The sequence below is a fragment of the Rathayibacter sp. CAU 1779 genome (assembly GCF_054551755.1).
In genome coordinates, this window is the sequence record NZ_JBTOLK010000001.1 from 2,099,393 (window position 1) to 2,120,445 (window position 21,053).

The window sequence follows — 21,053 nt, forward strand, 5'->3', positions numbered from 1 at the left end:
TGGATCACAGGGCACCCGTCTATGTATAGGGCCATCGCCGCGAACAAGCGGAACACCGTCTTCATCATCATCGTCTTCCTGATCATCATCGGCCTGATCGGATGGCTCGCGAGCTTCCTGTTCAACAGCTGGACCATCCTCATCGTCGTGATGATCATCGCGATCGGGTACGCGTTCCTGCAGTACTGGACCGCATCCGGACAAGCCGTCGCGGCGTCGGGCGCCCAGGAGATTCAGAAGGCAGACAACCCACGCCTCTGGAACACGGTCGAGAACATCTCGATCACCATGGGCACGCCCATGCCGAAGGTGTACGTCATCAACGACCCGGCGCCGAACGCGTTCGCAACGGGACGGGATCCGCAGCATGCGGTCGTCGCCGCCACCACGGGGCTGCTCGACATCATGGACGACTCCGAGCTGCAGGGCGTCATGGCGCACGAGATGGGTCACGTGCGCAATTACGACATCCGCGTCTCCATGATCGTGTTCGGTCTGACGGTCGCCATCGGCCTGATCGCCGACATCCTGCTGCGCATGAGCATCTTCGGCGGCTTCGCCGGCGGCAACAACCGGAACAACAACAGCGGTGGTGGCGGGGGAAACCCGATCCTGTTGATCGTCGGTCTCGTGGCACTCATCCTTGCGCCGCTCATGGCCTCGCTGGTGCAGCTGGCGGTGTCGCGTCAGCGCGAATACCTTGCGGATGCCACGAGCGCCATGACCACGCGCAATCCCGATGAGCTGGTCAGCGCGCTGCAGAAGCTCGAGGAGTACGGACGGCCGATGCGCCGCCAGAACTCGTCCATGGCGCACCTCTGGATCGCGAACCCGCTCAAGCCCTCCGTGATGAGCCGGCTCTTCTCGACGCACCCGCCGATCGAGGACCGGATCGCCCGCCTCAAGAAGATGGGCTCGAGCTTCTAGTCATCCCTTCCTGGGAAAGTCCTTGACGCGCACAGACGCCGGGGTGAATTCTGGGCTCTGCGACGACCCCGTTCGGGGGTCGTGACGACCCCGATCCGGAACGATTTCCGGTGCGGGCCGTTCCGCAGTCAGTTCCGTCAAGGAGACAAAGGTGTCTGAACCCGATACCCCAACGCGCGGTCCGGCGAAGCCGGTTCCCTACGCGATTTCGGGCATCCTGATCGCGATCGCGATCGTCATGCCGTTGATCGTCCCCCTCTACGCATTCGCCGAGCCGAGCCTGTGGGGGATCCCGTTCTTCTACTGGTATCAGCTGCTCTGGGTGTTCATCGCGGCGGGGCTGCTCGGCATCGCGTACCTCATCATGCGCAAGGAGGACCGGCGTCGCCGCGAGGAGGTTCGCGGTGCTTCCGGTGCGGCATCCGCGGGTCCTGGAAATCAGACCATCGCCGACGAGAACACCGGCGATACGAACACTGAGGAAGGGGATGCCCGATGATCGCGAACTCCTTCCACCTCGCCTCTCTCGCCGGTCATCTCGCGACGGCGACGGGACCGGACGCCCACGGCAACCGCCCCGTCAACTGGGTGGCCCTGATCGTGGTGATCGTGCTCTTCGTCGTCGTCGCCGTGGTCGGATTCCTCGCCTCCCGCTGGCGCACCGATCCCGCGAGCCGTGGACTCCACACGCTCGATGAATGGGGCCTCGGCGGCCGCGGATTCGGCACCTGGATCACCTGGTTCCTGCTGGGCGGCGACCTGTACACGGCGTACACGTTCGTCGCGGTCCCCGCCGCCATGTGGGCGTCAGGAGCGGTCAGCGGATTCTTCGCCGTCCCCTACACGATCGTGCTCTACCCGATCGTGTTCCTGCTGATGAGCCGGCTGTGGTCGGTCTCGCACCGCCACGGATACGTCACGCCGGCCGACTTCGTCGGCGGTCGCTACGGCAGCAGGTGGCTGTCCGTCGCCGTCGCCGTCACCGGCATCGTGGCGACCATGCCGTACATCGCCCTCCAGCTGGTCGGCATCAAGTCCGTGCTCACCGTGCTCGGACTCGGCTCTAATACGAACCCCTTCATGGCGGACCTGCCGCTGATCATCGCGTTCGTCGTGCTCGCGGCCTACACCTACACCGGCGGACTTCGCGCCCCGGCCCTGATCGCGATCGTCAAGGACATCTTGATCTACATCGCGATCATCGTCGCGATCGCCTATCTGCCGGCGCACTTCGGCGGCTGGGAGGGCATCTTCACCGCTGCCGGCGACAAGCTCGGCAAGACGAACCCGGCAACCGGCACGCCGTTCGGCGCGACGATCCCCGGCGCGGGCAGCTTCAATGCGTACTGGACGCTGGCGCTCGGCAGCGCGATGGCGCTCTTCATGTACCCGCACTCGGTCACCGGCGTGCTGTCCACGAAGAGCCGAAACACCATCCGCCGCAACGCGATGGTGCTACCGCTGTACTCGCTGATGCTCGGCTTCCTGGCGCTCCTGGGCTACGTGGCCATCAAGGCCGGCACGCAGCCGATCGACACGAACGGTGCCATCAACGCCCAGCTGGTCGTGCCGCAGCTCTTCCTCGACTCGTTCCCGTCGTGGTTCAGCGGCATCGCGCTCGCGGCCATCGCCATCGGCGCTCTCGTGCCTGCGGCGATCATGTCGATCGCGGCGTCCAACCTGTTCACGCGCAACATCTACAAGGACCTGTTCAAGAAGAACGCGTCGCCGAAGCAGGAGGCGAACGTCTCCAAGCTCGTCTCGCTCATCGTCAAGGTGGGTGCCCTGGTGTTCGTGCTCGGGATGGACCAGTCCTCGGCGATCAACCTGCAGCTGCTGGGCGGCATCTGGATCCTGCAGACGTTCCCGGCCATCGTCGCCGGCCTGTACACGCGGTGGTTCAACAAGTGGGCGTTGTTCGCGGGTTGGGCCGTCGGCATCCTGTACGGCACGATTGCGGCGTACAACGTGCTCAATCCGGCAACGCACGCGCACTTCGGCGGATCCATCGCACCGTTCCCGTTCACCACGGTGCCGGTGTACATCGGCATCTCGGCGTTCGTGCTGAACGCGGTCGTCGCCACCGTGGTCACTCTGATCTTGCGCCTGTCCAAGGTGAAGGACACGACGGACTCCACGCGTCCGTCCGACTACGGTGCGGACGAGGACGACCCGAAGGTGATCGCCGTCGAGCAGGCGCAGCCGCCGCTCGACCCGGAGGTCGACGAGCGTTCGGACGCTGCCAAGGCCTGACGATCACATCCGTGGACGGCGGTGGCATCGGTCAGAGGACCGAAGCCACCGCCGTCGCCAACGGTGCGGACAGGGTTCCGCGGTCCCGCACCTCGATCGCGGAGAGGCCCTGCCAGTCGGCGGCATCGCGCAGGAGTGCGGCGAGACGCTCGGGAGTCTCGGCGTCGGCATCCGCTTCCGCCCACGCGGACTGCACGATGAGCACCCCGGCCTTGCGGTCGCTCTTCAGGTCGACGCGCGCGACGATGCGGTCGTCCTGCAGCACGGGCAGCACGTAGTAGCCGTACACGCGTTTCGGCGCCGGCGTGTAGATCTCGATGCGGTAGTCGAGGCCGAACATCCGCAGCGCCCGCTCTCTCCGCCACACGATCGGGTCGAAGGGCGAGAGCAGAGCGGATGCCGGAACCGCGCGCGGTATCCGCGTGCCGGCAGCCAGCCAGGCCGGCGCCGGCTTTCCCGATCGTTCCCATCCCGCGACACGCACGGGCTGCACGTCTCTTGAGTCCTCGAGGTCGCGAAGCGCGGCCAGCGTCGGCGCGTTCTTCAGCCGGTAGTAGTCGGCGATGTCGCCGAGCGTGCCCACTCCGAGAGCCGTGACGGATCTGCGCACCAGCTCGCGCACGGCATCCGCTTCGTCCACGTCGACATCGAGAACCGATGCCGGGAACACCTGCTCCGGCAGGCCGTAGCGTCGCTCGAAGCGATCACGGCCGGCGATCGCGACGTCGCCGAAGCGGAACAGCAGTTCGAGCGTGTTCTTCACCTCCGACCAGCCCCACCATGGGCCTTTGCGCACGTTCTCCTCATGCTCGATGGCGCTCGCGGCGAGGGGACCGCGGTCGGCGAGCTCGGAGAGCAGCCAGCGCGCCGTGCGACCGTGTGCGGTCTCCCAGGCGTCGCGATCGCCCGCGTAGCGGGAGCGGAGGGCGTCCATGCGCCAACGGAACAGCGGGCGGTCCTCGCGCCGCACGAACGCCGCTTCGTGCGCCACGTACTCGGTGTGCGCGGCGCGGGCCTTCAGCGTGACGGCGTCGAGCAGCGACTTGTCGTAGGCGCCGAGCCGGGCGAACACCGGGAGGTAGTGGCTGCGCTCGAACACGTTGACCGAGTCGATTTGCAGAAGTCCGATCCGGTCGACGAGCGCGTTGAGCTGGCGTGTGCCGACAGGCGTGGTGCGGGCACGCGCGAAACCCTGCGCCGCCAGGGCCACGCGCCTGGCCTGTGCGGCGGAGATCGACGCGGTCGGCATCGGTGCAGAACCGGCCGACGCCGTGCGGGTCGGTGCGGAGCTGATCGGTGGAGAACTGCTCCGTACGGAACCGATCGGTGCAGAACCGATCGGTGCAGCACTGAACGGTGCCGTGGACGTCGGGGCAGCGGGGACCGACGCGAGGGAGGTCGACGCTGAGCCGCTGGAGGATGCCATCCGCACGAGACTAACCGCACCCTCCGACACCGGGCCGCTCGGTCCGTTCGTCCGGTCCGCTGTGCGGTGTCGGCGCCACCTGGCGCGAACAGGCGGACTTCACGGTCGGCAACGGCAAATAGACTGACCCGATGGCGCAGCATCCGGAGCCCGATCGCCTCGTGCAGGAATCAGTCGCGGAGTCCGTTCGGGAACCCGTTCACGAATCCGTCGAGGAGTCCATCCCGCGCGGCGTCCGCATTGCCGGAGCCTGGTCGTGGCGCCTGCTCCTGATCGGAGCCGTGATCGCGGTCGTCGTGTTCCTCGTGGTCCAGCTGCGACTCATCGTCGTCCCTGTGCTCGTCGCGGTGCTGCTCGCCGCCCTGCTCGTGCCGTTCGTCGAGATCATGGTGAGGCACAGGTGGCCGCGCTGGCTGGCCATCGTCGTCGCGCTCGTCGCCGTCGCCGTCGTGGTGGGCGGCCTGGTCGTGCTGGTGGTGTGGCAGATCCGCGAGGAGGCCTCGTCGCTGCAGTCGAGGACAGCGGAGTCGCTCCAAGCGTTCCGTGATTGGCTGCATGCTCCTCCGCTCTCGCTCTCCGATTCGCAGATCGACGGATACGTCGCCCAGCTCCTGAAGGCCCTGCAGCAGGACACGCAGGTGCTGATCTCCGGCGCGCTCTCGATCGGCTCCACCCTCGGACACGTTCTGACGGGCGCCGTGCTCACGGCCTTCAGCACCCTGTTCATCCTCATCGACGGCAAGGGGATCTGGTCGTGGATCGTGCGCATCTTCCCGCGCAGGGCACGGGCGGCCGCCGACGGAGCCGGTCACGCCGGATGGGCCACCCTCGCCAGCTTCGCCCGCGTGCAGGTGCTCGTGGCGTCGATCGACGCGCTCGGCATCGGCCTCGTCGCGTTCGCTCTCGGCCTCCCGCTCGTGGTGCCGATCGCGGTACTGGTTTTCCTGGGATCGTTCATCCCGATCGTCGGTGCGGTCATCACGGGCGCTCTCGCCGTCGTCGTCGCGCTCGTCTACAACGGCTGGGTGGCCGCGATCATCATGCTTGCGGGCGTGCTGGCCGTTCAGCAGCTGGAGGGGCACGTGCTGCAACCGCTCATCATGGGATCGGCCGTGAAGGTGCATCCGCTCGCCGTCGTGCTGGTCGTGGCGGCGGGATCCCTGCTGGCCGGCATCCCCGGCGCGCTGTTCGCCGTGCCGTTCGCCGCCGTGCTCAACGTCATGGTGAGGTACGTGTCCTCCGGCGCGTGGCGACCGGGGGCGGTGCCCGCGGATGCCGGGCCCCCCGACGCGCTGTGGCAGACAGTGCCGCGACCGCGCAGGTGGCGGGAGCGTCGTGCCGAGGCATCCGCCGCCCGTGCCGGCGACGACGGAACCGGCGGTGCTGAGACGGATGACGCGCGCAGGGCCGACGACCGCCCGTAGGTCGCTGGGGTGGGGCTCGGCCACGGTGCCGGCCGTCCGCCGTCGGCTACCCCAGTGCCCATACCGGGTTCGGAATGGGCCGAAACGTAGACTTCTGGCGTGACAGCCGTGAGCGAATCCACTCGTCCCTTCACCGTCGGCCCCGGCCTGGACGAGATCGAGCACGCTCACGAGGTCGTGTCCCGGGTCGCCAAGAAGACTCCTATCGAGACGTCGACGTATCTGTCCGAGATTCTCGGTTCCCCTGTGCTGCTCAAGTGCGAGAACCTGCAACGAACCGGCTCGTACAAGATCCGCGGCGCCTATTACATGATGTCCAAGCTCAGTGCCGAGGAGCGGGCGAGGGGAGTGGTGGCTGCATCGGCGGGCAACCACGCGCAGGGTGTTGCCTTCGGTGCCCGCGAGCTCGGCGTCAAATCCACCATCTTCATGCCGCTCGGCGTTGCGCTGCCCAAGCTGCAGGCGACGCGCGACTACGGCGCGCACGTGGTGCTCGGCGGGGCCACCGTCGAGGAGCCGCTTCGGGCCGCCGCCGAGTTCGCACGCGACACGGGAGCGATCTTCGTTCCCCCGTTCGACCACCCTGACATCATCACCGGCCAGGCTGCGCTCGGTCTCGACATCATGGACGACGTGCCCGACGTCGACACCATCATCGTGCCGATCGGCGGCGGCGGACTGATCTCAGGCGTGGCCGCCGCGGTCAAGCAGCGAGCGCGCCAGGAGGGGCGGGACGTGCGGATCATCGGCGTGCAGGCGGAGAACGCTGCGCCGTTCCCGGTCTCGTTGAAGGCGGGCAAACCAGTGGAGATCGCGACGGGATCCACCATCGCCGACGGCATCGCCGTCGCCAAGCCGGGAACGCTCAATTTCGCGATCGTCAAGGAGCTCGTCGACGACGTCGTCACGGTCAGCGACGATGACACGGCGCGTGCTCTCCTCCTCCTGCTGGAGCGTTCGAAGCTCGTGGTGGAGCCTGCGGGAGCGGTGGGCGTCGCGGCGCTCCTCACGGGCGCGGCACAGGCATCCGGAGGCGAGCTCGGTCGCACTGTGGTGCTGCTCTCCGGCGGCAACATCGACCCGTTGCTCATGCAGCGCGTGGTCGCCGCCGGGCTGGCGATCTCCGACCGCTACCTCAACCTGCGGCTGATGCTGCCGGATCGCCCCGGCCAGCTCGCGCGCACATCGGAACTGATCGCCGCAGCGAACGCGAACGTGGTGGAGGTGCTGCACACGCGTCACGGTCATGGCCTGCAGATCAGCCAGGTGGAGCTGCAGGTGAGCGTCGAGACGCGCGGGCCTGACCACCGGGCAGAGGTGGTGCGCATTCTCCGCGAAGCGGGCTACGACCCGATCGTCGACTGACTCCCACCCGTTTCGTGTTCAGGAGGACTCCCACCTGTTTCGTGTTCAGGAGGAGGGAGGTTTCGACGCCCATATGCAGCCGAGACGGCTGTGAGCCTGAACACGGAACGGGTCCCGTCCCGAGCGCCCGTTCGGACTCTGGACAGACGGATGCGCCGCCCACCTCAGGTGGACGGCGCATCGTCGTTCGTGCCGACCGCCCGGGCGGCGGTCGTGAGGGCTACTGACCGGTCCAGGTATCGACCTTCGTGACCTGGACCTGGATCTGCCGGCCGTTCGGGGCCGTGTACGAGGTGGACTCGCCGACGCTGAGACCGAGGATGGCGGAACCCAGCGGGCTCGCCTCGCTGTAGACGGACAGCTCGCTGCCGTCGCCGATCTCGCGGTTGCCGATGATGAACGTGTCCTCATCGCCGGCGATCACGGCGGTGACGACGGTGCCGGGCTCGACGACTCCGCGGCTCTCGGGGGCGGCGCCGACCTTGGCGTGCCGGAGCAGCTCGGTGAGCTGGGCGATACGCGCTTCCTGAACGCCCTGAGCGTCCTTCGCGGCGTGGTAGCCCCCGTTCTCTTTGAGGTCGCCCTCTTCGCGAGCCGCCTCGATGCGCTTCGCGATCTCTGTGCGGCCGACAGTGCTGAGATGCTCGAGTTCAGCGGCGAGGCGGTCGTGCGCCTCTTGGGTCAGAAACGTGACCTGTGTGTCCTGGGACATGTGAACTCCTAGGGATGGGGGACAACGGGCTTGGAGGCACGCGCCGGCTGGCGCTGACAGTGCCTCCATCAACATCGACGCCCCGACGTGTCCGTCAGGGCGTATCAGAGGATTCTACGTCAGCGGGTCGCCGAAGACCAGCAGGAGTCCACCGATCCGGTCACGCTCGGCTGGATCGTGCGCACCACGGTGCTGAAGGACCGGGTCGTCTTGGCGGAGACGGGAAGCTGAACGATCTTCCAGCCTGTGACGGTGAAATCGACATCCTGAGCCTCGATGGCACAGGCGACGGAGGCGCCGGCATCCGCGGACACGGTGAACGAGACCTTCACGTGCTGCGCGTCGATCACCTGGTCGGAGCCGGAATCCGCACTGATGCCGGAACCGTTCACCTGGTCGAGGCCCGCCCACACGGTCCAGCAGGCCATGACGACGACGATGAAGGCGCCGAGTCCGATGAGCAGCCAGCGGTCGCGCTTCTTGGTGCGTGCGGTGCGTCCGTAGCGAGCGCCGACGGTGTCGGCCGCTGGGGATACGTTGCGCCCGGATGCCGTGGGTTCGGGCACGAGGCGACCTCCGATATCGAACGATTAGGCTGTGGAACAAGCCTACGTGCTCTCACCTGTCAAGCCCTCCACCGCCCAGATTGCCGGATGCCTACCGTGACTCTTCGCCTGCTCGCCGTGCACGCCCATCCCGACGACGAGTCGAGCAAGGGCTCGGCCACCTACGCGTACTACGTGGACCGTGGCGCCGAGGTGATGGTGGTCAGCTGCACCGGCGGCGAGCGGGGCGACATCCTCAACGAGGGGCTCGAGGCCAGAGCCTTCGCCGAGCGGGACATGCCCGGCCTGCGACGGATCGAGATGGAGGCCGCGGCGCGTGTTCTCGGCATCCGCCACCGCTGGCTGGGCTACGTCGACTCCGGTATGCCCAGCGAAGACGGCAGCGTGCCGGCCAACTCGTTTGCGTCGATCCCGCTGGAGATCTCCGCCGAGCCGCTCGTGAAGGTCATCCGCGAGTTCCGTCCGCACGTGCTCGTCACCTACGACGAGAACGGCGGATACCCGCACCCGGACCACATCCGCTGTCACGAGGTGTCGATGGTGGCGCGGGACTGGGCGGCCGATGCCTCCCGCTATCCGGCACAGGGTGCGCCCTGGCAGATCGACAAGCTCTATTTCGAGCGCACGTTCAACGCAACGCGCATGACGAGCGTGGCCGAGCGCGTGCGCGTCGAAGATCCGGAGTCTCCGCTCCTCGAGCACTTCGACGAGATGAAGCAGCGGTGGGAGGGCCGGCCCGATCTGGCGACCACGCATGTGCCCGTCGGCGACTTCTTCGATGCGCGGGATGCCGCGTTGCGCTCGCACGCCAGCCAGGTGTCGCCTGACAGTTCGTTCTTCTTCTGGCCGAACGACGTGCAGCGCGCAGCATGGCCGTACGAAGACTTCCAGCTGATCGACTCGAAAGTGGAGACCGCAGTGCCCGAGAACGACCTGTTCGCCGGAATCGAGGGTGACTAGGTGCTGACCATCCTGCTCCTTGCGGCCACACCATCGCCGACGCCCACCACACCGAACGCGGACCTCGTCACCCCTGGCGTCTGGGGCTTCATCATCACGTTGTGCGTCGGCGTGGCCACGATCCTGCTCGTCTGGGACATGATGCGGCGAGTGCGCCGCACCCGGTACCGCGCCGAGGTGAACGCCAAGCTCGACGCCGAAGAGGCCGCGCGCGCCGGCGGATCGGACGTCGAGGTCTCGCGCCCGGCATCCGGGGACGGCGACGTGCGTCGTCCCGATCGCGGCGCCTGACCGCGAGGACAACACCAACCTGTGCGTACGGCGATGGTCGGCGCGGTGCTGCTCGCCGCGGGTCTGATCGCGATCGTGACGGGAATCTTTCCCGGGCCGGATGCGCTCGCGCTCCTCGAGCGCGTCTGGCCGGTGCTGCTGTTCGTCGTGGCCATCACCGTGGTGGCGGAGCTCGCGGCCGAGGCCGGACTCTTCGACCTGCTGGCCGCCTGGATCACGCGATCGGCCCGCGGCAGCGCCTGGGTGCTGTGGCTGCTGACCGTCGTCGTGGCCACCCTCAGCACGATCTTCCTGTCGCTGGACACGACCGCCGTGCTCCTCACGCCGATCGTGGTCGCGATGGCGCGGCACGTGCGCCTGAATCCGCTTCCCTTCGCGCTGACCACCGTGATGCTGGCGAACACCGCCTCCCTGCTCCTCCCCGTCTCCAATCTGACCAACCTTCTCGCGGAGCAGCGGCTGGGCGGTGCGGGAGCGGGCGGGGTGGGCACCGCGGGATTCGTGGCACTCAGCTGGGCGCCGGCGATCGTCGCCGTTCTCGTGCCGTGCATCGCGATCGCGATGCTGGGGCGGAAGACCCTCGCCGCGCGATTCGTCGCTCCTGAGGCCCGGCCGCTGCGCGATCGGAGGCTGACCGTTGCTGCTGCAGTGGTCATCCTCGCGCTGCTGCCGGCGCTCGTCTCGGGGATTCCGGTGTGGATACCGGCGTGCGTCGCCGCTGCGGTGCTGTGCGTCGTGTTCGCCGTGCTCCGCCGGGACGCCCTCCGGTTCGCTCTCGTGCCCTGGTCCATGATCCTGTTCGCCGGCGGGCTGTTCCTCGCCGCGGGAGCCGTCGAGGCGCTCGGATCCGGCGCCGTCGTACGGGAACTGGTCGGATCCGGTTCGTCGCCGCTCGCGCTTCTGCGCGTCTCAGGAGTGGGGCTGCTGGGTGCGAACGCGGCCAACAACCTGCCAGCGTACCTGGCGCTGGAACCGGCGGTGCGGCATCCGGCGCAGCTCATGGCCCTGCTCATCGGAGTGAACGTCGGGCCGCTCATCACGCCGTGGGCGTCGCTGGCGACGTTGCTCTGGCACTCGAGGCTGCGGCGGCTCGACGTGGCCGTGCCGTGGGGACGCTACATGGCGATCGGGGCAGTGGTGGCTCCGGTGACGGTCGTGGCCGCGACTCTCGCCCTCGCAGTCATCGCCTGACGGCGGGCGGGGCGGTGACGCTCGGGCGCGCGCCGGCGCCGGCGGACGTCAGCCGGCGTGGTACGCCGGGTGCAGCACGATGAGCAGGCATGCGGTCCAGTGGCAGAGGAACGCGAGCACGGTCAGCGTGTGGAAGATCTCGTGGAAGCCGAACTTGTCGGGGAACGGATTCGGACGCTTCAGCCCGTACACGAGAGCGCCGATGGTGTAGAAACCACCGCCGACGAAGACGAGGACCATCATGGCCACGTCGGCGTTCACCAGGTCGACGACGTACATCAGCGCCGCCCACCCCAGGATCACGTACAGCGGCACGTAGAGCCAGCGCGGCGCCGTGATCCAGAACACGTGGAATGCGATGCCGAGCAACGCGCCGCCCCACACGATCGAGAGCAGGATGATGCCCTTCTGCGTCGGCAGGGCGAGCACTCCGAGCGGCGTGTAGGTGCCGGCGATGAGCAGGAAGATGTTCGCGTGGTCGATGCGCTTGAGCAGGACCTTGGCTCGCGGCTTCCAGTTGAAGCGGTGGTAGAGCGCCGAGTTGCCGAACAGCAGCATCGACGTGAGCATGAACACCGCCGACGCCCACTTCGCCGGCGCACCGTCGGCGAGGCAGATGAGCACGATTCCGGCCGCGACGGTGACCGGGAACGTCGCGGCGTGGATCCAGCCACGCCAGGTGGGCTTGAGCTCTCCCGGGTTGGCGGCCGAGGCATCCACGAGGGGAAGATTCGGGATGCCGCGCTCGTGCACGTCGTCGGCCTTGACGGCGGCGTCGGCTGCCGACAGCGTGTCGGCCGACTGCGCCAGCTCGTCGGCGACGTCGACGTACTCGTGCGGGGTGCGGGGCATGTGGCAAGCCTAGGCGGGGACATATGCCGCGAAGCTGGGAAGGTGCGGCCAGTGCCGGTCGCTGCTTTGGTCGGCGCGGATCGTGTCGCCGCTTACGCGCGCTAACGTATTCGGGTGACATCTCGCCGGATCCCGTGGCCCGGCCCGGGCTTCCTGTACGGGCTGTACCAGAATCGATTGCGGCGGAGCCTCGACCCCGCCGTCGTTCCACACCACGTGGCGATGATCATCGACGGCAACCGCCGGTGGGCCCGCCAGTTGGGCCTGGAGACCGTTGCGCACGGACACCGTGCCGGTGCCGCGAAGATGCTCGAGTTCCTGCGCTGGTGTGACGAGCTCGGCGTGAAGGTCGTGACCCTCTACCTGCTGTCCGCAGACAACCTCACGAATCGGGACCGCGGCGAGCTCGCCGACCTGATAGAGATCATCGCCGATCTCGCGCACGCGGTGTCGGCGGCCGGCGACTGGCACGTTCAGCACGTCGGAACGACCGTCGGCCTGCCCGGGCGGCTCGTGAAGGCACTCGCCGACGCCGAGGAGAGCACAGGCAAGAACGAGGGCATGCACGTGAACCTCGCCGTCGGGTACGGCGGCCGCAAGGAGATCACGGATGCCATGCGCAGCATCGTCGCTGAGCATCACGCAGAAGGCAGGAGCCTTGAAGACCTCGCCGAGCGTCTGACGCCCGACCTGATCGGCTCGCACCTCTACACCGGCGGCCAGCCGGATCCGGATCTCGTCATCCGCACCTCCGGCGAGCAGCGCCTGAGCGACTTCATGCTCTGGCAGAGCGCCCACAGCGAGTTCTACTTCGTGGAAGCGCTCGGACCGGATCTGCGCGAGGTCGACTTCCTGCGCGCCATGCGCGACTACTCCCGTCGCCACCGGCGTTACGGCGGTTGATATCGATGGAGGTCCGGGTGGACTGACTCTGTTGTCTGCTCCCTGCAACACAGCAGAATGGAACTGGGAGGTCCCGTGACAACCGTCGAAGAGTTCGCCGAAGGTTTCCTGGAAGATCCGGGCTATTTGGATTTCGGCAGAGTTGGTCCACTGTCCGCGTCCGTCGTAGCCGAGGTACAGGGCATCAACGAGGTGTTCTCCCGTGCCAGGTTCGGGTCGCTGGACGCGTTCCGCGCCGAGGATGCGCGGATGAGGGATGCGGCATCCCGTCTCACCGGATTCGACGCCGAGCGGATCGTCTTCCAGCCGAATGTGGGCAGCGGACTCATGCACGCCATGTTCGGGTTGACCGGAGCCGTGCTGGTGTCCGGCGCAGAGTTCCCGTCGATCACGTTCGCGGCCGCCAGGGCGTCGGAGGCTCTGCACGCCGTGCAGCCGGTGTGGCTCGAGACGGATCACGGTCGCGTCACCCCCGGAACGGTCAAGGAGCAGCTCACGAGCGCCGTCACGGCCGTCGCCGTGAGTCTCGTCGACTCGCGGACCGGATTCGTCGCCGATATCGACGGCATCCGGCAGGTCATCGGAGACCGACTGCTGATCGTGGACGCCGTGCAGGGATTCGGTGTTGTGGATGCGCCGTACGAGGTCGCCGACGTCGTCGTGGTCGGTGCCGAGAAGTGGCTGCGCGCAGGATGGGGCGCCGGGTTCATGGCGCTGTCGGAGCGCGCGATCGACAACCTCACGCCGGTGTGGAGCGGGCACACGGGAGCGGGCGTCGTTGATCCGTTCGACGAGGTGCTTCCGCCTGTGCACGCAGCCACGGCGTTCACAGTTGCGCGGCCGGACAGCGTGGCTCAGGCGCGGCTCTCCGCGGCGCTCGAGGATGTGGCATCCGTCGGTGTGGATGTGATCGAGGCGGCCGTCGCGGATCGCGTCGATCGCGTGATCGACCTCGCAGACGAGTACGGCATCCCGATCGCGTCGGCGCGCGAGACCCCGGAACGCGCCGGAATCGTGGTGTTGGAGCCCGGTCAGGAACGTCTGACGCTTCTCGGCGCGTCGTTGTTCAACCACGGCATCACGGCAACGACCAGGGAGCACACGGTCCGGCTGAGCGTGCACGTGTCGTGCGGAGACGAGACGCTCGAGATGCTGCGGGGCGCGTTCACCTCCTTCGCCACGGCGTAGAGGCGATCCGACCGCTCAAGTCGGCTCCGCGGACGCGGTGCCCTCGCTCGCCGCGAAGGCGTCGCGACACGCTCGACCCCGGGTGTCGAAGAGTTCACGTGCGTGTAACCGACGGCCGGGTGTGTCCTCCGACGCGATGCGACGCGACGGGCCTACCGTCGAGGTGTCGGGCATCGTGCCCGGCCGAGGCGGCCGTCATGGAATCGTCTTGAAAGGTGCGACCGCTTCGCCGACAAGATCCGCGCCGGCCCCCTGGGAGGCGCGGGGTGGGAGTGGTTGTGACCGCGATGCATACCCCAGAGCCGATGACGTCGGTGGACACCTTGTCATCGGACCAGGCCGCACTCGATCGCGAAACGCACCAGACGGAGCTCACGTACGTGCTCGACACGTCCGTGCTCCTGTCGGATCCGCGGGCGGTGTTCCGGTTCGCCGAACACGCCGTGGTGATCCCGGTGGTCGTGATCAGCGAACTGGAGGGAAAGCGCAACGACCCTGAGATCGGGTACTTCGCCCGACAGGCCCTTCGTCTGCTGGACGAGATGCGGGTGCGCCACGGGCGCCTCGACTTCCCGGTGCCGGTCGGCGACGGGGGATCGCTGCGCGTCGAACTGAACCACTCCAACATGTCGGTGCTGCCCAGCGGCCTGCAACTCGGGGACAACGACTCCCGGATCCTCGCCGTCGCGCAGAACCTCGCGAACGACGGGCTCACCGTCACCGTCGTGTCGAAGGACCTTCCGCTGCGGGTCAAGGCGGCGTCCATCGGCCTCTCCGCCGAAGAGTACCGTGCGGAGCTGGCACCGGAATCCGGATGGACGGGCGTCGCCGAGATCGACCTCGGATCCAACGACATGGCCCAGCTGTACGAGCACGAGGAGCTCGCGAGCGATCTCGTCGCCCAGCTTCCGGTGAATACGGGATTGATCGTGCACTCCGAACGCGGATCCGCGCTCGGCCGGGTGACCGGCGACGGGGTGATGAAACTCGTACGCGGAGACCGGGACATCTTCGGACTGCACGGACGGTCGGCCGAACAGCGACTGGCCATCGACATGCTGATGGACCCGGAGATCGGCATCCTCTCGCTCGGCGGGCGTGCCGGAACCGGCAAGTCCGCGCTGGCGCTCTGCGCGGGACTCGAGTCGGTGCTGGAGCGCCAGCAGCACAAGAAGATCATGGTGTTCCGTCCGCTGTACGCCGTCGGCGGGCAGGAGCTCGGATATCTGCCGGGAGACCAGGGCGAGAAGATGAATCCCTGGGGTCAGGCCGTCTTCGACACGCTCGGTGCCGTCGTCTCGCAGAACGTGATCGACGAGGTCGCGGACCGCGGCATCCTCGAGGTGCTGCCGCTCACGCACATCCGCGGGCGGTCCCTGCACGACGCCTTCGTGATCGTCGACGAGGCGCAGTCCCTGGAACGCAACGTGCTGCTCACGGTGCTCAGCCGCATAGGCCAGAACTCGAAGGTCGTGCTCACCCACGACGTCGCCCAGCGCGACAACCTCCGCGTGGGCAGGCACGACGGGGTGGCATCCGTGATCGAGACGCTGAAGGGGCATCCGCTGTTCGGACACGTCACGCTGACGCGCTCCGAGCGGTCGGCCATTGCCGCTCTGGTCACCGAGCTGCTGGAGTTCGGCGAGATCGCCTAGCCGACAGCTCGAGGGACGCCGCGCGCCGGGGAGGGGCCGGCGCGCGGCTCTGTCTGGTGGAGCGCTCCGTTCCCGTCGGCCGCGCCCGGACGGAACGGCTCGTGACGGCCCGGCGTGTGAGCCGTGGAACCCTGCACGTGGACGGACAGCGCCCGCTGCCCGCGGACGGGCCCCGCGCCTGCGAGGAATCGGTACTCGTGGCGGGCGTGCGCTTGTGCACAAGTCCGGAGCCCGGATCCGCCCCCTCGCTATCGTCGCGCTGTGTCCGTTCCCGTTCTGTCGTCGCGTCGCCTGCTCTCACCGTTCGTCCGGCGGGCGGCATGGCAGACACCGCTGGCCGCCGCCCTGGTCGTCACCGCCGTGTGGGCTGTCGGATGGCGGTTCGAACTGGTCGGATGCCTCTACCTCGCGCTCGTCACGCCGGAGCTGTGCCGCGTCGACGCCACCGAGCACCGGCTGCCGAACGCGCTCGTGCTGCCCGGTCTCGCGTTCGCGTCCGTAGGCGTGGTGTTCGGATGGCTGGCCACAGGCAGGGCACCGGTGGGAGCCCTCCTGACGACCCTGGCGGTCGGCGGATTCTTTCTGCTCGTGGTCATCGCGGGCGGAATGGGCATGGGAGACGCGAAGCTCGCGGCGGTGCTGGCGCTCGCCGGGGCATCCGTCTCGATCCTGGTCGTCGTGGGCGCCGTGGTGCTGGGCTTCATCGTCGCCGGTGGGGCGGCGCTGGCTCGGCTGGCGATGCGCGGCGGATCCGGTGACATCGCGTTCGGCCCGTACCTGCTCGGCGGCTTCTGGGTGTCGCTCGCCGTGCTGCCGTTCCTCGGCTGACCCGCGCGGCTCGTGCTGACGCGTTGTCTCGGCTCGCACGCTGTCGCGGCAGACATGTGCTGGCGCAGAGACGGAGCAGCCCGGTGGTCGAGAGGATCGCCTCGGCCACCGGGCTGCCCGGAATGGACTACTTCGCCGTCGGCGGGGTGGTCATGCTGAGCACGTCGAGTGCCGTGTCCAGCTGCTCGAGCGTGACCTCGCCGCGCTCGACGAAACCGAGGTCGATCACGGCCTCGCGAACCGTGATGCCCTGGGCGACAGAGTGCTTCGCGATCTTGGCTGCAGCCTCGTATCCGATGATCTTGTTCAACGGGGTGACGATCGAGGGAGAGGACTCGGCAAGGGCGCGAGCACGCTCGAGGTTGGCCTCGAGGCCACGGACAGTCTTGTCCGCGAGCGCGCGCGACGCGTTGGAAAGCAGACGGATCGACTCCAGGAGTGCGGTCCCCATGACCGGGATGGCGACGTTGAGCTCGAACGCGCCCGACGCGCCGCTCCACGCGATGGTGGCGTCGTTGCCGATGACGCGGGCGGCGACCATGAGCGTCGCCTCCGGGATCACCGGGTTCACCTTGCCTGGCATGATCGAGGATCCCGGCTGCAGGTCGGGGATGTGCAGCTCGCCGAGGCCGGTGTTGGGGCCGGAGCCCATCCAGCGCAGGTCGTTGCAGATCTTCGTCAGGCTGACCGCGATGGTGCGCAGTGCGCCGGATGCCTCCACCAGGCCGTCGCGGTTGGCCTGCGCCTCGAAATGGTTGCGCGCCTCCGTGACCGGCAGCTCGGTCTCCTGGGTGAGGAGCTCGATGACCAGCTGCGGGAATCCGGCAGGCGTGTTGATGCCGGTGCCGACGGCGGTGCCGCCGAGCGGAACCTCGGCCACGCGAGCGAGGGCGGACTGCACGCGGTCGATGCCCAGGCGCATCTGCGCCGCGTATCCGCCGAACTCCTGGCCGAGGGTGACGGGGGTGGCGTCCATGAGGTGGGTGCGTCCGGACTTGACCGCGTCCTTCCACAGCTCGGCCTTCTCCTCGAACGCCACGGCGAGGTGGTCGAGCGACGGGATGAGGTCGTCGATGAGCGCGCCCGTGACGGCGATGTGCACCGAGGTGGGGAACACGTCGTTGGAGGACTGGGACGCGTTCACGTGGTCATTCGGGTGCACCGGACGTCCGAGGCGACGAGTGGCCAGCGTGGCCAGAACCTCGTTCATGTTCATGTTCGACGACGTGCCGCTGCCCGTCTGATAGACGTCGACGGGGAATTGGTCGTCGTGGATGCCGGAGATCACCTCGTCGGCACTTGCCGCGATCGCCTCCGCGATCTCGCCGTCGAGCACGCCCAGCCGGGCGTTCGCCAGCGCCGCCGACTTCTTGATGCGCGCGAGAGCCGCGATCTGCGCGGACTCGAGGCGGGAGCCGGAGATCGGGAAGTTCTCAACGGCCCGCTGGGTCTGCGCACTGTAGAGCGCGTCGCGGGGGACCCGCACCTCGCCCATGGTGTCGTGTTCGATGCGGTAGCCGGCGTCATCGCCGGGATTGTGGCTGTCCATTCGAGGATCCCTTGTCGTATCTGGTGACTGTCGTGCGTTGTGAGTGCGCTGGGCGCTGCCTCACACCTCGCCGATGACGAGGTGTGAGGTGACGGTTCCATCGCTGAGTCGATAGTTCGCGCCCACGATCGCCAACTCGCCGTCGGCAACGGCCTGGGCGACGAGCTCGCTGCGACGGAGCAGCTCGCTGACCGTGTCTTTCACGTGCTCGCGTGCGACCTCGGTCGAGTCGACGGCGGTCGGATCGGTGACCTCGCCGGCGACGCGACGTACCGCAGGCACGATGGGGGCGATCAGGTCGGCGATATGGGGCGGAAGACGGTCGGCGTCGGGCGCCGCCGAGTCGATGGCCGCGCGTACGGCGCCGCAGCTGTCGTGGCTCATCACCAGGAGGAGCGGGACATGCAGCACCGCGACCGCGTACTCGATGGATCCGAGCACGGACTCCGAGATGACCTGTCCGGCGTTGCGGATGACGAACGCGTCGCCCAGCCCAAGGTCGAAGATGATCTCGGCGGCCAGACGCGAGTCGCTGCATCCGAAGATGGTCGCGACGGGGGCCTGCGAACCCACGGTCTCGGCACGCCGTTCGGCATCCTGATGCGGGTGCAGCGGCGCTCCCGCGATGAAGCGAGCGTTGCCGGCCTGCAGCTGGGACCAGGCTCGTGCCGGGTTGGTGTTCGTCATCAATGACCCTTCGCATCGTGGATGAGTTGCGTGCTCACGGACTCCGCGAGTTTCTGGAACTCCGCGTTCGACGCCGTTCCGTAGACGACGACGGTGCTCTTGCCCTGCTTCGTCGACAGCGCGTACTTGGCGTCTCCGACATCGCGGCTGGAGTCGCGGTTGTCGTAGATGTTCCAGATGATGCCGTTGATCGTCGTCGTGGAGACGGCACGCGTGTTCGCCACCTGGTCCGCCAGCCAGGTCCCGTTGGCGTTGAAGCCCTGGGCGATGCCGATGTACTCCTTCGACGGAGTAATCAGCCCGATGTACCACTCGTCGACGTGGTCGTCGGTCTCCTGTCGCAGCTGCGCGGAGTTCGACGTCCAGCTCTTCGGCAGTTCGGGAGTGAGCAACGGGTCCGGTTCAACTCCGGCGCCCTGCGCAGCGATCTTCTTGTAGTCGACGTTCGTGGTCGTCTCCGGGACGGCGCGCGGCACCATGAGCACGATGACCAGCACGAGTCCCAGTGTCGCCAGCAGCGAGTAGACCAGATTGTTGACCGTCTGCCTGCGGCGGTGATCCGAGGATGCCTGCGCCTTGCGCTCCGCGGTCTCCTTGGCGGTCTCCGGCCGGCCGAGTTCGGCGACGACCGGATGTTCGTTCTTCGCCATGGCCTCAGGCAGCGTCCCCTCGCGGATCGTCTGATGCGCCGCGGTCCACGCCGGCGCGCGCCGCGTCGAGCCGGGCCTTCGCGCCGATCAGCCACTCTTCGCAGCGGCGGGCGAGCTCCTCGCCGCGCTCCCAGAGCGCGAGGGATTCCTCGAGCGTCGGGGTGCCCTGCTCGAGGCGGGACACCACGCCGATGAGTTCGTCGCGAGCCTGTTCGTAGCTCAGCGAATTCGGATCCGGGTCCGCGGATCGCGGCTCGCCGAGGCGCGTGTCGGCAGGGCCGGCGGAGTCGGTTGGCATGGCATCCATCCTAACGAGCGGACGACGGACGCTCGCTGAGTGCGTCGGGGCCGGTGGAGAGTCCGTCGTCGCGGACCCCTGTGGACACGGCGTCGATCGCGCCGTCGGCGACGGTGACCGTGAGAGCCGTGCCGCTCGGGGCCGTGGAAGCGGACCGCACGATGCCCGATGCGCTCTGCACGATCGCGTAGCCGCGATCGAGGGTGCTCTGCGGCGAGAGCGCACGCAGCCGCATGGCGAGCTCGCGGGAGGCGTTCTCGGCGCGCTCGAGGTGACGGCTGACGAGTTCCTCGCCCCTGGCGACGTAGCGCGTGAGGTCCTCCGAGCGCGAATCGACGATCCACGTGTGCGAGGCAAGGACCGGACGCGAGCGGAGTTGGCTGATCCGGTCGATCTCGTGGCTGAGCAAGGCCGTCACCCTGCTGTTCATTCGCGTCGACGCCTGCTGGACGCGCAGCAGTTCCTCCGCGACGTCGGGGACGACGCGCTTGGCGGCATCCGTCGGCGTCGACGCGCGGAGGTCGGCGACGTCGTCGAGCAGCGGACGGTCGTTCTCGTGTCCGATGGCGCTGACGAGCGGCGTCGAGCACGCCGCGGCGGTGCGCACGAGGGCTTCGTCGCTGAAGGGCAGGAGATTCTGGAAGTCGCCGCCACCGCGGGCGACGATGATGACGTCGACCTCGGGGTCGGCATCCAGCTCGCGGATGCCGGCGGCCACGTCGGCCGCCGACCTGTCGCCCTGAACGGTCGCGTGCCGCACCCGGAACCGCACGGCAGGCCAGCGCAGCTGCGCATTGCGGAGCACATCTTTCTCGGCGTCCGAGTCTTTGCCGGTGACGAGCCCGATGCAGTGCGGCAGGAACGGCAGCGTCTTCTTGCGACCGACGTCGAAGAGGCCCTCCGCACGCAGTTGGGTGCGCAGTCGCTCGAGCCGTTCCAGCAGATCGCCGAGGCCGACATGCCGCATGTCGTACACCTGCATGGTGAGCGTGCCGCCCTTGAACCAGTAGTTGGGCTTCACCAGCCCGATGACGCGGTCGCCCTGCTTCAGATCAGCAGGGATCTTCGCCCGCGTGGACGACCAGATCGTGAAGGAGACCGTCGCCTCCGCCTCGAGATCCTTGAGCTTGCCGTAGACGTTCCCGCCGGAGACGCCCCACTGCGTGATCTCACCCTCCACCCAGACACTGCCGAGGCGATCGATGTAGTCGCGGATCTTGCCGGCCAGGATGGCGACCGGCCACGGAGTCTCGACGGTGGGCAGGGCATCCGGCACGCGCAGTTCCCTCCAGTTCGCGGCTCCGCCGCACTCCGTACTCGATCAGCCC

21 protein-coding genes are annotated in these 21,053 nt (G+C 68.0%); 12 read left to right on the top strand and 9 right to left on the bottom strand.

Annotation, left to right across the window (positions count from 1 at the left end; translation table 11 throughout):
- Nucleotides 1-21 precede the first annotated feature (21 nt).
- The 3 genes from ACX9R5_RS09625 (at nucleotide 22) to mctP (ending at nucleotide 3,180) form a co-directional block, all read left to right on the top strand.
- A complete protein-coding gene (locus ACX9R5_RS09625; RefSeq protein ID WP_459408759.1) occupies nucleotides 22-927 on the top strand; it encodes a M48 family metalloprotease in 906 nt (301 codons plus the stop codon).
- 151 nt (nucleotides 928-1,078) lie between these two features.
- Entirely contained in the window at nucleotides 1,079-1,426 is a 348-nt protein-coding gene (locus ACX9R5_RS09630; protein WP_459408760.1) for a DUF3311 domain-containing protein, read from the top strand.
- Nucleotides 1,423-3,180, top strand: coding sequence for a monocarboxylate uptake permease MctP (gene mctP, locus ACX9R5_RS09635; RefSeq protein ID WP_459408761.1), 1,758 nt, complete (start codon nucleotides 1,423-1,425; stop codon nucleotides 3,178-3,180). Before ACX9R5_RS09630 ends, mctP begins: the two co-directional genes overlap by 4 nt.
- 31 nt (nucleotides 3,181-3,211) lie before the next feature.
- On the opposite strand, the gene ACX9R5_RS09640 is transcribed toward mctP, so the two are convergent.
- On the bottom strand, nucleotides 3,212-4,429 hold the full coding sequence (locus ACX9R5_RS09640; protein WP_459408762.1) for a winged helix-turn-helix domain-containing protein: 1,218 nt from the start codon (nucleotides 4,427-4,429) through the stop codon (nucleotides 3,212-3,214).
- 308 nt (nucleotides 4,430-4,737) lie between these two features.
- On the opposite strand from ACX9R5_RS09640, the gene ACX9R5_RS09645 reads away from it, so the two are divergent.
- The gene (locus ACX9R5_RS09645; protein WP_459408763.1) at nucleotides 4,738-6,030 is read left to right on the top strand and encodes an AI-2E family transporter; all 1,293 of its coding nucleotides are present in this window, start codon (nucleotides 4,738-4,740) and stop codon (nucleotides 6,028-6,030) included.
- Between the two features lie 99 nt (nucleotides 6,031-6,129).
- The gene (gene ilvA, locus ACX9R5_RS09650) at nucleotides 6,130-7,395 is read left to right on the top strand and encodes a threonine ammonia-lyase (RefSeq protein ID WP_459408764.1); all 1,266 of its coding nucleotides are present in this window, start codon (nucleotides 6,130-6,132) and stop codon (nucleotides 7,393-7,395) included.
- 220 nt (nucleotides 7,396-7,615) lie between these two features.
- On the opposite strand, the gene greA is transcribed toward ilvA, so the two are convergent.
- Complete coding sequence (gene greA / locus ACX9R5_RS09655; protein ID WP_459408765.1) at nucleotides 7,616-8,107, bottom strand: transcription elongation factor GreA; 492 nt, start codon at nucleotides 8,105-8,107, stop codon at nucleotides 7,616-7,618.
- A gap of 119 nt (nucleotides 8,108-8,226) precedes the next feature.
- The gene (locus ACX9R5_RS09660; RefSeq protein WP_459408766.1) at nucleotides 8,227-8,673 is read right to left on the bottom strand and encodes a DUF4307 domain-containing protein; all 447 of its coding nucleotides are present in this window, start codon (nucleotides 8,671-8,673) and stop codon (nucleotides 8,227-8,229) included.
- A gap of 87 nt (nucleotides 8,674-8,760) precedes the next feature.
- Between ACX9R5_RS09660 and mca the strand changes: the two genes are divergently transcribed.
- From mca to ACX9R5_RS09675, 3 genes are read left to right on the top strand one after another with little or no spacing between them, the layout of a single operon-like run.
- A complete protein-coding gene (gene mca, locus ACX9R5_RS09665; RefSeq protein WP_459408767.1) occupies nucleotides 8,761-9,633 on the top strand; it encodes a mycothiol conjugate amidase Mca in 873 nt (290 codons plus the stop codon).
- A complete protein-coding gene (locus tag ACX9R5_RS09670) occupies nucleotides 9,634-9,924 on the top strand; it encodes a hypothetical protein (protein WP_459408768.1) in 291 nt (96 codons plus the stop codon).
- 21 nt (nucleotides 9,925-9,945) lie between these two features.
- Nucleotides 9,946-11,115: an ArsB/NhaD family transporter gene (locus ACX9R5_RS09675; protein WP_459408769.1), complete on the top strand. Its 1,170-nt coding sequence runs from the start codon at nucleotides 9,946-9,948 to the stop codon at nucleotides 11,113-11,115.
- Between the two features lie 48 nt (nucleotides 11,116-11,163).
- Here the strand turns inward: ACX9R5_RS09675 and trhA are convergent, their stop codons facing one another.
- Nucleotides 11,164-11,967, bottom strand: coding sequence for a PAQR family membrane homeostasis protein TrhA (gene trhA, locus ACX9R5_RS09680; protein WP_459408770.1), 804 nt, complete (start codon nucleotides 11,965-11,967; stop codon nucleotides 11,164-11,166).
- A gap of 114 nt (nucleotides 11,968-12,081) precedes the next feature.
- On the opposite strand from trhA, the gene ACX9R5_RS09685 reads away from it, so the two are divergent.
- From ACX9R5_RS09685 to ACX9R5_RS09700, 4 genes are all read left to right on the top strand, one after another.
- Nucleotides 12,082-12,870: an isoprenyl transferase gene (locus ACX9R5_RS09685; protein WP_459408771.1), complete on the top strand. Its 789-nt coding sequence runs from the start codon at nucleotides 12,082-12,084 to the stop codon at nucleotides 12,868-12,870.
- A gap of 75 nt (nucleotides 12,871-12,945) precedes the next feature.
- Nucleotides 12,946-14,058: an aminotransferase class V-fold PLP-dependent enzyme gene (locus ACX9R5_RS09690; protein WP_459408772.1), complete on the top strand. Its 1,113-nt coding sequence runs from the start codon at nucleotides 12,946-12,948 to the stop codon at nucleotides 14,056-14,058.
- A gap of 305 nt (nucleotides 14,059-14,363) precedes the next feature.
- Nucleotides 14,364-15,713: a PhoH family protein gene (locus tag ACX9R5_RS09695; protein WP_459408773.1), complete on the top strand. Its 1,350-nt coding sequence runs from the start codon at nucleotides 14,364-14,366 to the stop codon at nucleotides 15,711-15,713.
- 261 nt (nucleotides 15,714-15,974) lie between these two features.
- Entirely contained in the window at nucleotides 15,975-16,541 is a 567-nt protein-coding gene (locus ACX9R5_RS09700) for a prepilin peptidase (RefSeq protein WP_459408774.1), read from the top strand.
- A 127-nt stretch (nucleotides 16,542-16,668) separates the two neighbouring features.
- Here the strand turns inward: ACX9R5_RS09700 and ACX9R5_RS09705 are convergent, their stop codons facing one another.
- The 5 genes from ACX9R5_RS09705 to xseA are packed head-to-tail and all read right to left on the bottom strand — an operon-like array spanning nucleotide 16,669 to nucleotide 21,007.
- Nucleotides 16,669-18,090, bottom strand: a complete 1,422-nt coding sequence (locus ACX9R5_RS09705) for a class II fumarate hydratase (RefSeq protein ID WP_459408775.1) — start codon at nucleotides 18,088-18,090, stop codon at nucleotides 16,669-16,671.
- Between the two features lie 60 nt (nucleotides 18,091-18,150).
- Nucleotides 18,151-18,777: a carbonic anhydrase gene (locus ACX9R5_RS09710; protein WP_459408776.1), complete on the bottom strand. Its 627-nt coding sequence runs from the start codon at nucleotides 18,775-18,777 to the stop codon at nucleotides 18,151-18,153.
- The gene (locus ACX9R5_RS09715) at nucleotides 18,777-19,427 is read right to left on the bottom strand and encodes a DUF4245 domain-containing protein (protein WP_459408777.1); all 651 of its coding nucleotides are present in this window, start codon (nucleotides 19,425-19,427) and stop codon (nucleotides 18,777-18,779) included. The genes ACX9R5_RS09710 and ACX9R5_RS09715 overlap by 1 nt, the downstream gene beginning before the upstream one ends.
- A gap of 4 nt (nucleotides 19,428-19,431) precedes the next feature.
- The gene (locus ACX9R5_RS09720; protein ID WP_459408778.1) at nucleotides 19,432-19,725 is read right to left on the bottom strand and encodes an exodeoxyribonuclease VII small subunit; all 294 of its coding nucleotides are present in this window, start codon (nucleotides 19,723-19,725) and stop codon (nucleotides 19,432-19,434) included.
- A gap of 10 nt (nucleotides 19,726-19,735) precedes the next feature.
- Entirely contained in the window at nucleotides 19,736-21,007 is a 1,272-nt protein-coding gene (gene xseA, locus ACX9R5_RS09725; RefSeq protein ID WP_459409062.1) for an exodeoxyribonuclease VII large subunit, read from the bottom strand.
- Nucleotides 21,008-21,053: the final 46 nt, after the last annotated feature.